Source organism: Orientia tsutsugamushi str. Boryong, from assembly GCF_000063545.1.
GTDB lineage: Bacteria > Pseudomonadota > Alphaproteobacteria > Rickettsiales > Rickettsiaceae > Orientia > Orientia tsutsugamushi_C.
Genome location: NC_009488.1, coordinates 1,697,220 through 1,712,609 on the forward strand (window position 1 = coordinate 1,697,220; position 15,390 = coordinate 1,712,609).

The 15,390-nt window shown below is 29.5% G+C and carries 9 protein-coding genes and 6 pseudogenes; 7 read left to right on the forward strand and 8 right to left on the reverse strand.

Annotated features, from left to right (window positions below):
- Window positions 1-705 precede the first annotated feature (705 nt).
- Both OTBS_RS08030 and OTBS_RS08035 read left to right on the forward strand, forming a co-directional pair.
- Window positions 706-2,574 carry a hypothetical protein gene (locus OTBS_RS08030; protein ID WP_011944903.1) on the forward strand — a complete coding sequence of 623 codons (1,869 nt, stop codon included), beginning with the start codon at window positions 706-708 and terminating at the stop codon, window positions 2,572-2,574.
- A 969-nt stretch (window positions 2,575-3,543) separates the two neighbouring features.
- Window positions 3,544-4,356: pseudogene (locus OTBS_RS08035) on the forward strand (DNA adenine methylase).
- 3 nt (window positions 4,357-4,359) lie between these two features.
- Here OTBS_RS08035 and OTBS_RS08040 read toward each other — a convergent pair.
- From OTBS_RS08040 to OTBS_RS08060, 5 genes and pseudogenes are all read right to left on the reverse strand, one after another.
- The gene (locus tag OTBS_RS08040; RefSeq protein ID WP_011944266.1) at window positions 4,360-4,863 is read right to left on the reverse strand and encodes a hypothetical protein; all 504 of its coding nucleotides are present in this window, start codon (window positions 4,861-4,863) and stop codon (window positions 4,360-4,362) included.
- Between the two features lie 100 nt (window positions 4,864-4,963).
- Window positions 4,964-5,608, reverse strand: a complete 645-nt coding sequence (locus tag OTBS_RS08045; protein WP_011945029.1) for an ankyrin repeat domain-containing protein — start codon at window positions 5,606-5,608, stop codon at window positions 4,964-4,966.
- A gap of 37 nt (window positions 5,609-5,645) precedes the next feature.
- Window positions 5,646-5,912, reverse strand: a pseudogene (locus tag OTBS_RS08050) (bifunctional (p)ppGpp synthetase/guanosine-3',5'-bis(diphosphate) 3'-pyrophosphohydrolase); the annotation flags it as partial.
- A gap of 425 nt (window positions 5,913-6,337) precedes the next feature.
- Window positions 6,338-8,293 carry an ankyrin repeat domain-containing protein gene (locus OTBS_RS08055; protein WP_011945030.1) on the reverse strand — a complete coding sequence of 652 codons (1,956 nt, stop codon included), beginning with the start codon at window positions 8,291-8,293 and terminating at the stop codon, window positions 6,338-6,340.
- 487 nt (window positions 8,294-8,780) lie between these two features.
- Window positions 8,781-9,137 carry a hypothetical protein gene (locus OTBS_RS08060; RefSeq protein ID WP_011945031.1) on the reverse strand — a complete coding sequence of 119 codons (357 nt, stop codon included), beginning with the start codon at window positions 9,135-9,137 and terminating at the stop codon, window positions 8,781-8,783.
- A 459-nt stretch (window positions 9,138-9,596) separates the two neighbouring features.
- Here OTBS_RS08060 and OTBS_RS17020 point away from each other — a divergent pair, with 459 nt between their 5' ends.
- From OTBS_RS17020 to secD, 4 genes are all read left to right on the forward strand, one after another.
- Window positions 9,597-9,809 carry a transposase gene (locus OTBS_RS17020; protein WP_232488984.1) on the forward strand — a complete coding sequence of 71 codons (213 nt, stop codon included), beginning with the start codon at window positions 9,597-9,599 and terminating at the stop codon, window positions 9,807-9,809.
- Window positions 9,810-10,215: 406 nt separating this feature from the next.
- On the forward strand, window positions 10,216-10,551 hold the full coding sequence (locus tag OTBS_RS13070) for a transposase (protein ID WP_410517970.1): 336 nt from the start codon (window positions 10,216-10,218) through the stop codon (window positions 10,549-10,551).
- 379 nt (window positions 10,552-10,930) lie between these two features.
- Window positions 10,931-11,311: a preprotein translocase subunit YajC gene (gene yajC, locus OTBS_RS08070; RefSeq protein WP_011945032.1), complete on the forward strand. Its 381-nt coding sequence runs from the start codon at window positions 10,931-10,933 to the stop codon at window positions 11,309-11,311.
- Window positions 11,308-12,870: a protein translocase subunit SecD gene (gene secD, locus OTBS_RS08075; protein WP_011945033.1), complete on the forward strand. Its 1,563-nt coding sequence runs from the start codon at window positions 11,308-11,310 to the stop codon at window positions 12,868-12,870. The genes yajC and secD overlap by 4 nt, the downstream gene beginning before the upstream one ends.
- A 91-nt stretch (window positions 12,871-12,961) precedes the next feature.
- Here the strand turns inward: secD and OTBS_RS18515 are convergent.
- A pseudogene (locus tag OTBS_RS18515) lies at window positions 12,962-13,135 on the reverse strand (IS630 transposase-related protein); the annotation flags it as partial.
- A 524-nt stretch (window positions 13,136-13,659) separates the two neighbouring features.
- Window positions 13,660-14,164, reverse strand: a pseudogene (locus tag OTBS_RS08080) (transposase family protein); the annotation flags it as partial.
- Between the two features lie 62 nt (window positions 14,165-14,226).
- Here OTBS_RS08080 and OTBS_RS08085 point away from each other — a divergent pair.
- Window positions 14,227-14,877 (forward strand): annotated as a pseudogene (locus tag OTBS_RS08085) (transposase family protein).
- Window positions 14,878-14,897: 20 nt separating this feature from the next.
- Here the strand turns inward: OTBS_RS08085 and OTBS_RS14615 are convergent.
- Window positions 14,898-15,086 (reverse strand): annotated as a pseudogene (locus tag OTBS_RS14615) (IS5/IS1182 family transposase); the annotation flags it as partial.
- Between the last annotated feature and the right edge of the window lie 304 nt (window positions 15,087-15,390).

Here is a 15,390-nt window from a genome sequence, read left to right on the forward strand (position 1 = left end):
AGACACAAGCTTAGGATAAAGAAAAGTATGAAAGGTATAATCTAACAGTTCTGCAAAGAAAAATATTTTGTTATAACGTTTAATACACTACATTAAATACAATCTTAATTTAGAACTATGCATTTAACATTTACTGCTCTAATATTTCTAGCAAATATGCATTTATAATATCCATTCTTAATAATTGACTGTTTTTTGTATGCCTTCTATATTATACCTTTCATGCTTTCCATTATCCTAATAATCTGGCGTTTAAGAGCTTCTTAAGTTGTAATACTGCTCTGTTAAACAACTGTTTAAATATAAGTTAGGTATAAGAAATACAGCAAAACTTAAGAAGAATAAGTGTTATATCTCTTTTAATACTTATGTATGGCGTAACATATGTATTTTTGTACTTCTTTTGTTTAAATGCTTACTGAAATTCTCTATTAGGAAAAAAACTTAACTATAGAAATCATAGTAGTTCTTCTTGTTTTTTAGAGTTATTCTATCCGTATTTATATTTCTTCTTTAGTTTTATCTTTTTTTATTTTTTTGTAAATCTATCACTGTAACTCTTATTCTTCCTACTTCTCATTATTTTACTTATATCGAACTTGTGATAAATCAGATCCTAATCTTAACATTTCTTAACTTTTTAGTTGCGTTTTTTAATTATTCATAATATATATAAAAAAACTTTAAACTATAAGGTAACGATATATGGCAAATTTTATCCTTGAGTATATAGAAAATGCTCATACAAATATAGAAGCTAAAATTGAACAACAGGAATATGTCCAGCGAAAGTTGTTCATTATGACTCAAACCATAAAAACATCAGACTTTAATATAAAATATGCAATTGCGTACTTAACGCCGTATGATCAGCAACTTGTAAAACAAAAATTAATAACCAAATTAACTCCACTGTTTAAGGAATATTTTACAAAGTATGGTTGCGTTGAAGAAGTAAGCGAAAGAATGGCTGAATGGCTTATAAATCAAGAATCACAGTCTGATAAACCAAAGCTTATAGCATCAAATTTTGCCAACTTTTTTAACGATAATAAATTACAAAAGACTATTAAAAATAATATAACAAAGCTAACAACAGATACTCAGAATCTGTATAAAGGAATTTTTTGCTTAAAAGTTTTGTCACATATAACACAATCTTCACTACAAAATATAACTTCAGGCGCAATCGATATTTTAAAAACAGAATTAACACAGCGATTTGAAGAAGAATACTTGGTTGAATGTTTTATAGAATGTATAAAACCATTTATACACAAATTTGCATGTTTTTTTATTATGCGCACTGAAGGAGATGGACATATTGATATGGCAGATGAGTTCTCAGATGTTAATAGTTGTATAGAAGATATTTACAATTTCAAGTTTGATGAATCAGGCAAAAATGCAGTTACAAAAATGAAATCTGAAATAAATCATCTTATAGAACTAAATCATCTAAATAAGAATTTTTTTACAAGCTTAAGTAGTAAAATGGTTACATTTATAGAAAAACATAAAACACAACAGCCTAATTTCATTGCCATGAAAACAGACATTGAGACTGAAAATGGAAAAAGCAACAGTGACATTCAGTCAATACAATCTGATCAATATTGTGACTTGAGTTATATGGAAGCTGAAACTGAAATTGATACTGAAAGTGAAACTGAAAATGGAAAAAGTAACACTGACATTCAGTTAATGCAATCTGATCAATATTATGATTTGAGTTACATGGAAGCTGAAACTGAAATTGATACTGAAAGTGAAATTGAAAGTGAAAATGGAAAAAGCAATAGTGACATTCAGTCAATACAATCTGATTTATATTATGACCTAACTGATATAGAAGATCAAATAGAAGTTGACCTGCGAGATGCTGGATTGCTATCTGAAGACAATCTACCTCAATCTGAAAAATTGTCTGAAAACATTACAGAGCAGCTTAGATTGATACTTGAAAACCAACAACACGACTTAACTAATAGTAATATTGACAGCGACAATGAGATTATGTTAACAGAAGCTGCAGACTTAGTAATAGACGGACGGGTATTGAAAGATATTCCTCAACCTGCAAAATTTTCTGAAAACATTACAGAGCAGATTAGATTGACATCTGAAAACCAACAACATGACTTAACTAATAGTAATATTGACAGCAACAATGAGTTTCTGGTAAGAGAAGCTGAAGACTTGGTAATAGACGTATGGGTATTGGAAGATATTCCTCAATCTGAAAAATGGCCTGAAAACATTACAGAGCTGATTAGATTGACATCTGAAAACCAACAACATGACTTAACTAATAGTAATATTGACAGCGACAATGAGTTTCTGGTAACAGAAGATCAAGACTTGGTAATAGACGTATGGGTATTGGAAGATATTCCTCAACCTGCAAAATTTCCTGAAAACATTACAGAGCTGATTAGATTGACACCTGAAAACCAACAACATGACTTAACTAATAGTAATATTGACAGCTACAATGAGATTATGTTAACAGAAGCTGAAGAATTGGTATTTGAAAAGCTTCCTAACCATAATGAAATACCTGACTGGATATAAACTGCTTTTTATTAAGTAAAGATGAAACTAAAATGCTATACCGCATGTAGATCAGCCTGAAGAGTAGTCACTTATTGCGCTATGTTATCAGCACAGCCTCAATTTAATTATGTAATAGTAACACATAGTATTCTTGTTAACTAACCAGAGTTTGATATAACGGTAAGGAAGTATAAAGATAGTAAGCATTATAGCTCTTTTTACACTTATTATGCCTAAGGTTTTATATTTCTTATATCGAACTCATGTTATTAAAATTTGTATTAAATTTTTTTGTTCTGTATGACTATGCAAGTCATTAAAAAAAGCAAACCATTTTTCCTGTGAAACTGAAAAAATTTGTGTTGCTTTATTTTGTTTGTATAGGTTAAACATTCGATAGAACAAGTGTTTTGCTGCGCTTAAGACTTGTATATGCATACTTTACTCTTTAAAACCCCGCATAATATTTAACAATTATATATTTATTATTAATCTTGAGTTATAAATTGAGATAGCCTAAAATAATTAGGCCATTAGCAAAATGTAAAACGTAGCTATGGAGATAGCGTATTTTTAGATTTTTTTTGTTTATTGTTATTCTTATAACTAATAATCATAGCATTACTTTTGCTATTTGAAGTAGTAATTAAAGTGTAGCTAGAGATTCATTTGTACCTTTAATAGCAGATTATGAAGTTTTAATGAAATAACCTCTAGCTAAATATTATCTAAATCTTGAATCTCAGATAATATCAGGTATACAGTATCATTTTGATTTTTATCAGTACATGACTTTTTGTCATAATTATGAAAAATTTTTTCATCTTTTTTAAAGTAGATGCGAAATTATCACATTGTATCTCTAGCTTCAAAAACATCATTCAAAAAAGATTTATAAAAAAAGCTCTGCAGCAGTTATTATTACTAGCTTTAAGGCTTATTTTCTACTATAATTCATAGTAGAGATTTAATTAATCAAAAATTCTTGTGTCAATAGCAATTTCTAATGAACCAAAGCCTTTTCTTCACTGGGTTGGAGGCAAAAGGAGAATTGTTGCTAAACTAATAAAGCATCTTCCTTCAGGGCCATACTATAATTACTATGAACCATTCCTTGGAGGTGGGGCTTTATTTTTTCAAGTTAGGCATCTGTTTAAACAATGTTTTTTGTCTGATATTAATCTCAACTTAATTACTAGTTATAACGCTGTAAAAAAGAATCCAAATGAGGTTAATAGATTACTAAATCTATATCACAAAAACCATTCTGAAAATTATTACTATAAAATAAGGGACAATTATTATAGTAATGATCCTAACGATATTACTGCAAAATTTATATATCTTAATAAATATTCCTTTAGGGGAATTTATAGGCTAAACAGAGACGGCACATCCGCTCAAACATTTTCTGATAAGTAATATCTTAAGCTTCATATTTGCTCTAGAATAAACAAATGTAGTAAACTTTTAACCGATGTATCAATTTGCGCAATGGATTTTTCATTTATAGGGCCTCAACAAAATGACTTTGTTTATTTCGATCCTCCTTACCACCAATCAGGAGAAAGGTTCTACACTAGAGTCCCATTTGATGAAAAAGAGCAAATCAGACTACGAGATTTTGTTTATGAACTCAACAATAAAGGTGTTAAAATTATGCTTTCAAATAATAACACTACCTTTATTAAAGCTTTATACAAAGACCTCTTCATCACTCATATTGGAGTTACATACTCAATTAATGAACAACGCAATCTCGTTAATGGGCTAATAATTACCAACTATAAAACTTATTAGTTATTAAATGTGAACCCGCCATCCAAAACGTATATGAATAGGAAGTGGTCTATAGTTAGCCATTGTGCTACATTCAATGTCTAAATATGTATCTCTTGATAAGTTTATTGTTGTACCAACTCCTACATCTATACCAGTACCACTATCACCATTGAAAACTGATACTAGGCCACCTGTAACAAAAATTGATGCTTTGTTACCTTCAATTATATTGTAATAATAATTTCCTTGAACAAAGTTATCTCTACAGTTGTGATGCCCAATAAATCCTAATCTTATATCCATTCTGTGCCGATCTAATCTATAACCAATTCCAGCTTCTAATGTATCGTAGTTAGTAGCAATACCAGTTGAAAATTTTATATAGAATTGTGAAGTATCAATACTAACTTTAGAAGTATTGAAGTTTACATTATTATTCGCTGTACATATTGATGGTGAAGATAATACAACGAATGCTAATATAACAGCATAACACGGTTGTAAAAGTGATTTTAAAATACTCATATCAGTATCTATCTAATTTAATATTTTTATAAAGTTAATGTTAATTATACTTTTTGTCAATTCTATTTCCTGGAATTAATCTATAGTTGTCTGTTGAAAATTAATACCATGGGACCAATTGTTCCGTTAGAAGGTTTAATACATCTGCATTACCGCTTTTAGCAGCATAATCTATAGGATTCATGCCGTTATCATCTTTTGCATCAATATCTGCTCCATAATCAATCAAAAGCTGTATAACATCTATGATTTCATTACGAACAGCAATATGTAGTAGTGTTTCTCCTTCATCATATTTTTTATTAATACTAGTAGAATTATGTTTTAGCATAATTGCTAAAGGTTCTATACATCTGCATTCAACAGCATCAGATAAAGGTGTATTACCTTGATTATTCTCGATATTTACATCAGCATTATATTTTAGCAGTAATGCTATATGATCATTGCAATAGACAGGATATTTTTCGAAAAATTCATAATATACTTGAATTCTGTCAACGACAAGATGTAAAGCAGTGTGCCCATCATTATTTTTTGCATTTACATTAGCTCCATTGTTCAGCAAAATCTTAGCAATAGGTAGATTCTTATATTTCAAAGCAACAGATAAAGCTGTAGTACCATCTTTATATTTTGAATTGACAAGTGTACTATCCTTATTAATAAGCTGCTTCACTTTTTTAATATCACTATCTTGAATAGCGCTATGTAAAGTATATTTAGTCTTAGATTTGAATATCATATATTTAATCGCTTCATTCTCAATTATTTACTACATTTTAACTAGCATGAAGTTTACAATATTCACTTAAGCGTTCTCCAATCTCTGGTAGTTTAAGGTATTCAGCAAGAGATATAAATTCTTGCTGAGTTTCAAATATTATTTCTTGCATTTTTTGAGGAGGTTTGATGAATATAGTTGTAATGTTATGGAATCTATCAAAAAGCTTGATCAGTAATAGTTCTGTTTTATTTTTGCTACGTAATATTTGTATCATTTCCATAGCACTGATTTTCTTATTATTCCTAACCCTTGTAACGCCAGATTAGGATAAGGAAAAGTATGAAAGATCTAATGAAAAAGGGCTGCAAGAGATAATATACAATTATAATTGCGCAATATATTTAAATATAATTTCAATTAATAGCGGTTTATTTATTGCTCATATTTCTACAAGTATTAGTTCATAATACTATACTTAATAACCTGAACATTCTCCATTGTAACACTTGTATATTATCTCTTTCTAACTGTTTCTTATTCTAAATTTGCATTTGCAGATATGCGAACAATAAATAAACCGTTATTGACTGAAATTATATTTAAATATATTGCATAATTATAATTGTACATTATCTCTTGTAGCCCTTTTTTGTTATGCTTTTCATACTTTCTCTTATCCTAAATCTGGCGTACTAAATAATACTATCATTTACACATAGTAGGAACACATATATCATTTTCAGATTCTTATTGCTGTATTTCATTTGTACAGCTTTGACCTGCTACTTGTATATTAAGATTGTTGAAATCATCTTGAACTTCGTCTATACGTACTAATGCTGCTTTATTAAGATTTTCAATACCATCATTGCTGAGCTGATTTAGTATGGATTGTATGCAGTCAAAATTAATCTCAAATATCTGAAAAATATCTTTTTCTGAACTTTCATCACTTTGATATTCCTTGTGTACTTGTTTAATATTGTCAATCTGTTTTTTTCTGTCAGTTATTCTATCTATGATATCTATAATATCATTAGCCATAGGTACATCAATAGACTGATTATTAATCTCAGTACATATTTCATCAACCTTTGCTTTATCAAATATAGATGGCAGATCTTGATCTTTTATATCATTATTCATAAGAACATCAAAGAATGTTCTTTTATCATCACTATTACTTTCGCAAATTTTGCCCTTGGAATGTATAAATTTTACTAGTTTAATCTTTGTATATATTTCTAATAGAATAACAGTATCAGAATCAGACCTATCAGATATCTTGTTATAAAAATCTTCTTCACATAAATCAAATATTCCAGCATTTGAATAATCTTTATCCAAGATCAGTTTTATAATTTTCATATCATAACCACATCTAACAGCATAACTTAATATAGGAGTCCTTGTTAAAGCAGGATCTGCACCTGCATGTAGAAGATGATATATAATGTCTTGGTTATTATTACTCATAGCAGCACATAAAGCAGACAGTCCATAATCATCTTGCAGATCAATATTTGCCCCTGCAGCTATAAGTGTCTGTACAACATCTATGTAACCTCGTGCACTAGCCATATGCAGAGCAGATCGTCCATTATTATCTTGCAGATCAATATTTGCCCCTGCAGCTATAAGTGTCTCTACAACATCTATGTCACCTATTGTACTAGCCATATACAGAGCAGACAGTCCATCATTATCTTGCAGATTAATATTTGCCCCTGCAGCTATAAATTTTTGTACAACATCTATGCAACCTCGTGCACCACTAGCCATATGCATAGCAGATTGCCCATTAATATCTTGCAGATCAATATTTGCCCCTGCAGCTATAAGTGTTTCTACAACATCTATGTCACCTATTGTACTAGCCATATACAGAGCAGACAGTCCATCATTATCTTGCAGATTAATATTTGCCCCTGCAGCTATAAGTTTCTGTACAACATCTATGTAACCTCGGGTACTAGCCATATGCAAAGCAGACAGTCCATCATTATCTTGCAGATCAATATTTGCCCCTGCAGCTATAAGTTTCTGTACAACATCTATGTAACCTTGTACACTACTAACCATATGCAGAGCAGATTGCCCATTAATACCTTGCAGATCAATATTTGCCCCTGCAGCTATAAGTGTCTCTACAACATCTATGTAACCTCGGGCACTAGCTATATGCAGAGCAGATTGCCTATTAATATCTTGCAGATCAATATTTGCCCCTGCAGCTATAAGTTTCTGTACAACATCTATGTAACCTCGGGCACTAGCTATATGCAGAGCAGATTGCTTATTAATATCTTGCAGATCAATATTTGCCCCTGCAGCTATAAGTTTCTGTACAACATCTATGTAACCTCGGGCACTACTAGCCATATGCAGAGCAGATTGCTTATTAATATCTTGCAGATCAATATTTGCCCCTGCAGCTATAAGTTTCTGTACAACATCTATGTAACCTCGGGCACTACTAGCCATATGCAGAGCAGATTGCCCATAATTATTTTGCTGATTAACATCTGCACCTGCATCTAGAAGCTTCTGTAGAATTCGTATGTCTTCAACATAAATTGCAAGCTGTAAAGCAGTTATTCCACTATCAGTTAGCTCATTATTTATATCATAGCCAGCATCTATCAGCATTTCTACTCCTGCTAAATCATTATCGGTAATAGCCTTGTATAATTGAAAATTCATTTGTATAATGTATTAAGTGATTTTAATATTTTTTTGTTTATAATTATCTTCAAATTTTCAAATAACAGTCTGAGTTCGATATAAGAAATCTATCAAAAATAGGAAGAGCAAGGATTACAAACTTTTTATGCTTGTGTATAATGTTAAACATTATTTTCGCAATTCTTTCTTAATAAAGTTTCTATTAAGAAGCAGATCTAGCAACATGAAAAACATGACGATAAAATCAATAACTATTAATTAAATATATATCATGATTAATAACTATTAATTAAATATATATCATGATTAATAACTATTAATTAAATATATATCATGATTAATAACTATTGTAAATAATTTTAAAATACTTACTTTCTGTATACACGACTGCAATGTATATTTGCAACAAAAAATGACTTCATCAGCTAATTTTATGTATAATTTATGTTAGATGCTGATAATGGATATAGTGGTAGTGGTTCTACATTATATACCTCATCCTCCATCAAGCAATATTGAATGATTTTCTATATTCATTGTCTTTATACACACTTATTATTGCTTCTCTAACCAAGTAGGTAGGATTTTGTATGAACTTACTATTGTCTTTTGCAACTTGTTCAAAAAACTCTTCAAAAAAATTAAGCGCTACCTCTTTCTTAGTTTTATTACAATTCTCAGCTTCCATTGCTTTAAATCTCATAATACTATCTAGTAATATCATTACATCTTGTCTCTGAAAGATGTTTTGATTTTCTTGCACATATATGCTTTCTTCTTCCAGAGCTTGATTTAAATATTCTTCAATATCTTCAGTAGCAGCAAATCCATTAAATATCAATTTATACTTATCTGAATGCATTTCACTAGAAGCTTCTAATCCTATGTAAATTGTGTTTTTTGCGCCTTTTACTCTATAAACTCCAATTTAGGATAAGTAAAAGTATGAAAGGTAGTGAATAAAAGGTATACAAAGAGAGAATGTTGAGTTAAAAAGAAAATTTCAATAAAAAAGGAATAACCCAACATGAAAAAATGTATCATAACAGTATACTATTTAATAGACAATTTTTGCAAGATATATCAAGGGTAGGAAAGAAAGAGATTAATACCAAGTAGTAATAAAAGAAATAGAGATGGAAAGTTGTCCTTAGCTGAGTTATTAACAATAGCGATATATTTTTATTTATCTCCATGCAAGGATTTTAAAAATTATTATCTATATTACTTAAGTCATAAGTATAAAGGATACTTTTGTTTACCAAGCTATAGTAGGATAATACAACTGTGGCCTAGAATGTTGCTACCATTAGCCGTATTAATGCATTATCTGAAAGGAGAAGAGACTGGTGTATATTACATCGATTCTACAAAGTTAGCAATTTGTCATAACAAACGCATTTCCATCAATAGAGTTTTTAACAGAATTTCTAAAATTGGTAAGAGTAGTTATGGCTGGTTCTTAGGCTTTAAGCTACATCTTGTAATTAATAATAAAGGTGAAATAATGTCAGTTAACGCCAGATTAGGATAAGGCAAGGTATGGAAGGCATAATAAAAAGGCTCGCACGAGATACTGCACAATCAAATTATGTAATATATTTAAATATAATTTCAATTAATAACTGTTTATTTATTGCTCATATTTCTACAAGTATTTAGTTCATAATACTATACTTAATAACCTGAACATTGACCATTGTAACACTTGTATATTATCTTTTTCTAACTGTTTCTTATTCTAAAATTGCATTTGCAGATATGTGAGCAATAAATAAATGGCTATTAATTAAAACTATATTTAATATCTCACATAATTATAATTATACATTATCTCTTGTATACCTTTTGCATTATGCTTTTCATACTCCTCCTTATCCTAATCTGGCGTAGTTAAAATTACCAAAGGCAATAAAAGTGATCTATCTATAGCTTCAGTTATTTCTGAAGGCTTATCTGGTAAATTGTTTGGTGATAAAGCCTACATATCTAAAGAGTTATTTCATCAACTGCTGACCAATGGTTTACGTTTATTTACTAATCTTCGTAAAGATATGAAAACATATTTATTGGACATAGATGATAAGCGTTTATTAAATAAACGTTCTTTAATTGAGTCTGTCTTTAATGTACTAAAAAAACATATGTTTTTAGAGCATACTAGACACCTCTCTCCTCTTAATTTTTTTGTTCATATCATTGCTTCTCTTGCTAGGTATTCTATCTCTAAACTTAATCTCCATCTTATCTCTTCTTCTCCTGACTCCTTATCCTAAACTGACATTTATAATACTTGTATATTACATATTTCTAATTGTTTCTTACCCTAAAATTGCATTTACAGACATGTGAGCAATAACTTTACCATTTCAAAGAGCAGCTATCATACTTCTTTTCATGTGTAATAATAAGCTTTTTTACCATAGCACATGTGACCTATTGAGCTCAATTCATAGTTACAGCATGCATTATCTTCTATTTTTTTTATTAATTTCATTATTTCAGTTCTTTTCTGATATAACTTCCTTTTTGATTTATGCTGTATCATAATGTAAATTTGAAAAATAATATACAGATATAAACTTAGTGCAAAATATTAGATTTTATGATAAAAGCTTAAATTATCTATAGCAACAATTTAAAATATTGAATAATATGTCACAAGCTAATAACATCAATACTGATAATACAAATAATAATATAACAGTAGTAGATCAAGCAATCGATGATACTAAGACAGCTATTCACTGGGAATGGATTAATATAATACCATTAGTTTTAGTTTTTACAGTAGTATATTTCTTGTTAATTAGACCTCAAGAAAAAAAGCGGAAAGAACATGAACAACTTATTCGCACTATAAAAAAAGGAGAACAAGTTATTACAACTAGTGGAATATATGCTTCAATTGTTAGTATTGATGAAAGTACTGATATTATAACACTTGAAATTGCTCCTGGTACTAAAATCAAAATTTTGAGAGCAGCTATTGCTGATGTTATTAGTAGAAAACCAGCGTCAAAAGGCAGTAAATGAAGCAATTCTTATTTAATAAAATATTTATTACAGTACTAATTACAGCTATAGCACTTTGCTTCGTAGTACCGAATTTTTTTGATACTACAAAATATCAATGGTTGCCTCAAAAAACTATTAACTTAGGATTAGATTTAAAAGGAGGGTCGTATGTTCTGCTCCAGTTAGATTTTGATACCTATGTTACAGAGCAATTAAATATTATTGTTGGAAATCTTAGAAAAGAATTACGAAATAATAAAATTGGTTACAAAGAGTTAAAAATTCAAAAGCAATATATTCATTTAGAGTTACGAGATAGCGAGGCTCGTTTTAAAGTAGAAAATTTATTGCGCAACTTAGAGACTAGTATACTAATTAAGTTTAGTCAAAATAATAAGCTACACATTAGCTTCACAGATCATAAATTATCAGAGTTAAGAGAATCTTTGATAGAAAATAGTATGGAAATAATAAGAATGAGAGTTGATAGTAGTGGAACAACTGAAGCAAATATTCAAAAACATGGAGATAACAACATAATATTAGAAGTGCCAGGAATTGAAGATCCTAAACATTTAAAAAATTTAGTTACCAAAATAGCAAAGCTTACTTTTAACATTGTTGATAGTGGAATTGTTGCTCAAGATCAGCACATATCTAAAGATTTGATGTTAGTTAAGGAACAGAATAATCCAGAAAATAAATTATTAGTAAGAAGACAGCCAACAATAGGCGGAGATTTGCTTACTAATGCAAACGTAAGTTTTAATAAGTATTCTCAGCCTGTAGTTTCATTCACATTTAATAGCTTAGGAACTAAATTGTTTGCTGATATTACAAAAGAATACCAAGGTAGACGGTTAGCTATTATTTTAGATGGCAAACTGTTAAGTGCTCCTGTTATTTCTGAACCAATATTAGGAGGAGCAGGTATGATTTCTGGCAATTTTACTATCGAATCAGCAAAAGAACTTAGCCTATTACTTAAATCTGGAGCACTGCCAGCTGCATTAAGCGTTATAGAAGAAAAAACAATAGGCCCAACTCTTGGAAGCGATTCAATTCATGCAGGTAAACTTGCTGGTTGTATTGGATTCGTTTTGGTATGTATTTTTATGTTATGTATATATGGCATTTTAGGATTATTTGCTAATATAGCATTATTTTTTAGTTTGATATATATATTGGCAATATTATCAATGTTACAGGCAACATTAACGCTGCCAGGAATTGCTGGTATAATATTAACTATAGGCATGGCTGTTGATGCTAATATATTAATTTATGAACGAATACGGGAAGAGTTACAAAATGGCAGCTCGATTTTATATTCAGTTAGAGAGGGGTTTAAATTGTCTTTTGCTACTATTATTGACTCCAATATTACTACTTTATTAGCTGCAATTCTGCTTTATATATTTGGTACTGGAGCAGTTAAAGGTTTTGCGATAACACTAGCAATTGGTATACTATCTTCTATGTATTCAGCAACAATTATAACTAGGCTGTTAATAGATTCATGGGTAAAGTATAAACTTCCAATAAAGTTAAACACTACAACAATTTGTAAGAGGTAACTGATATATGCACATATTAAGGCGATATACTTAGCTAAAAAAAGAGAATTAGAAATTGTGAGAGGAAGATTAAGCTACTATAGCTACACTACTATAAACAATTATAATAATAAGATGTTAAGATGTATGTAATATTTAATCTCTTTAATGCTTTTTGTATACTAGACTTACTTGCTCCTAGCCATTCAGCTCTTTCATATTGATATGCGTCACTATATTGATTCACATCTTCTTTTAGTTTATTGATAGAGATTTTTGTTAGATCTCTGTTTCTGTTTTTTTAACTGCAATATTTTTTTACTTCATACAAATACTTTATTCTTTCCTATTCTAAAACGTTTTGGTGCTGATTCAAAACTTATTTTCTCTCTTTCCCTTAAATATACAGTATGTTTAAAACTTTTTTCCTAAAATCTATAGAATATGTCATCTTAATTACTTTTTCATTATATCTTATTATTATAATTGTTTTATAGTATTATTTAGAACAAAAATTTAGACAAAATGAGTGAAAAAATAGTGCCATATCCAGATTTATAGTTATTTACAATGAGGTTTGAGCAAGAAATAAGAGATAAAAATTAATAGAATCTGTTGGTTATAAAGTTATTTTTTTGCTACCTTATTCTTCAGATTTAAATTGGATAGATATGAATCTATCGTAGCTTCTTTCTATGCTCAAACCTCATTGTAAATGACTATATCTGTTAGAGAAGCTAGAAAAAAGCAAAAGAATTTAAAGACATTAATGGCGAAAGAAGTAGTATATTAGACCTCTTTCGAAACCGGTTAAGGTAGTTCAAAATTATAAATGCCAGAGATCAAATTAAATCTAAGACCGAATCTTTCACGTCTATTTCGATATTTATCAGCAATAGTTTTGAACCGTTTTAGCATAGCAATAACGTTTTCATTGACAACTCTTTCTCCTGCTAACCTACGATTATTCTTTTTATCATTTTTAGTTAAAGGATTTTTCTTGCTTTTTTTCTTTGGTAATTCAGAATTATTGTGAATTTTTTGTATACCTTGATATCCTGTATCAGTAATCGCTTTAACCTTAGGATGAATAAGAATTTTGGATTTCTTAAATAATCTAAAGTCATGTTTTTTACCGTTAGAAAAATCTGTACATATTACTTGGTGCGTTTTCTTGTATATCACTATTTGAGTTTTTAGTGTATGCCTTTTCTTCTTTTTTGAATAATAGAATTTTTGTTTTTTTGAGTCTTTCTATAGGACTCTCAGTAGCATCAATCAAGACTACTTCATAATTCATATCACTCTTCATTAAATTTCTTTCAAAACTAGAGAATGATGTAGAATAGTGTTATAAATATGTGATTTGAAGTAATAATGAAATTCGATCAGATTAAAGAGTTAAAAGATGAAAAATTTCGTCGATTAACAGGAGTAAGGAAGGGAACATTTTCAAAGATGGTGAATATTTTGAGGAAAGCTGATAGTCTTAAGAAATTAAATGGTGGGCGTAAAAATAAGCTCAATTTGGAGGAACAGTTGCTGATGGCCTTAGAATACCTTAGAGAATACCGTACTTATTTCCATATAGGTCAGAACTATGGGATTAGTGAAAGTTCAGCATATAAAGCTGTAAAATTGGTAGAAGACACCATAGTTAAACACCAAAATTTTGCTCTTCCAGGTCGTAAAGCTATAATGAAGAGTGATATGAATTATGAAGTAGTCTTGATTGATGCTACTGAGAGTTCTATAGAAAGGCCTAAAAAAACAAAAATTCTATTATTCATGAAAGAAGAAAAGGCATACACTAAAAACTCAAATAGTGATATACAAGAAAACGCACCAAGTAATATGTAATGATAAAAAAATAATCGTAGGTTAGCAGGAGAAAGAGTTGTCAATGAAAACGTTATTGCTATGCTAAAACGGTTCAAAATTATTGCCGATAAATATCGAAATAGATGTAAAAAATTCAGTGTTAGATTTAATTTGATCTCTGGCATTTATAATTTTGAACTACCTTAACCAGTTTCAAAATATGTCTATTCTCTAAGGTATTCTAACACCATCAGCAACTGTTCCTCCAAATTGAGCTTATTTGTACGCCCACCTTTTGATAAAGACCATCAGCTTTCCTCAAAATATCCAACCATCTTTGAAAATGTTTCCTTCCTTACTCCTGTTAATCGACAAAATTTTTCATCTTTTAACTCTTTAATCTGATCGAATTTCATTATTACCTCAAATCAGATCTTTATAACACTATTCTACATCATTCTCTAGTTTCAAAAGAAGTCTAATATCTTTATCAGTTAAATTTGAAAAGGGGGAGGAAAAGTATAAGTATAGCTTCTTGTTATAGTTACCAATGAATTTTTGAAAATTACCAGAATAATAGTAGTTAATTTTATCTGCATAATAATCTGTAAAACCTTCTGTAAACTACTTTAGCCCATTCAACATATTACATCATGTTATTTGTGATTATTGACGTTGCTATCCTGATAATGAGATATATTTGTAGGCATATAGTTCTTG

Bases quoted from the DNA above. Each gene is read 5' to 3' on its own strand.
- OTBS_RS08030 (WP_011944903.1), top strand. From the start codon at position 706: ATGGCAAATTTTATCCTTGAGTATATAGAAAATGCTCATACAAATATA.
- OTBS_RS08040 (WP_011944266.1), bottom strand. From the start codon at position 4,863: ATGAGTATTTTAAAATCACTTTTACAACCGTGTTATGCTGTTATATTA.
- OTBS_RS08045 (WP_011945029.1), bottom strand. From the start codon at position 5,608: ATGATATTCAAATCTAAGACTAAATATACTTTACATAGCGCTATTCAA.
- OTBS_RS08055 (WP_011945030.1), bottom strand. From the start codon at position 8,293: ATGAATTTTCAATTATACAAGGCTATTACCGATAATGATTTAGCAGGA.
- OTBS_RS08060 (WP_011945031.1), bottom strand. From the start codon at position 9,137: ATGCATTCAGATAAGTATAAATTGATATTTAATGGATTTGCTGCTACT.
- OTBS_RS17020 (WP_232488984.1), top strand. From the start codon at position 9,597: ATGCATTATCTGAAAGGAGAAGAGACTGGTGTATATTACATCGATTCT.
- yajC (WP_011945032.1), top strand. From the start codon at position 10,931: ATGTCACAAGCTAATAACATCAATACTGATAATACAAATAATAATATA.
- secD (WP_011945033.1), top strand. From the start codon at position 11,308: ATGAAGCAATTCTTATTTAATAAAATATTTATTACAGTACTAATTACA.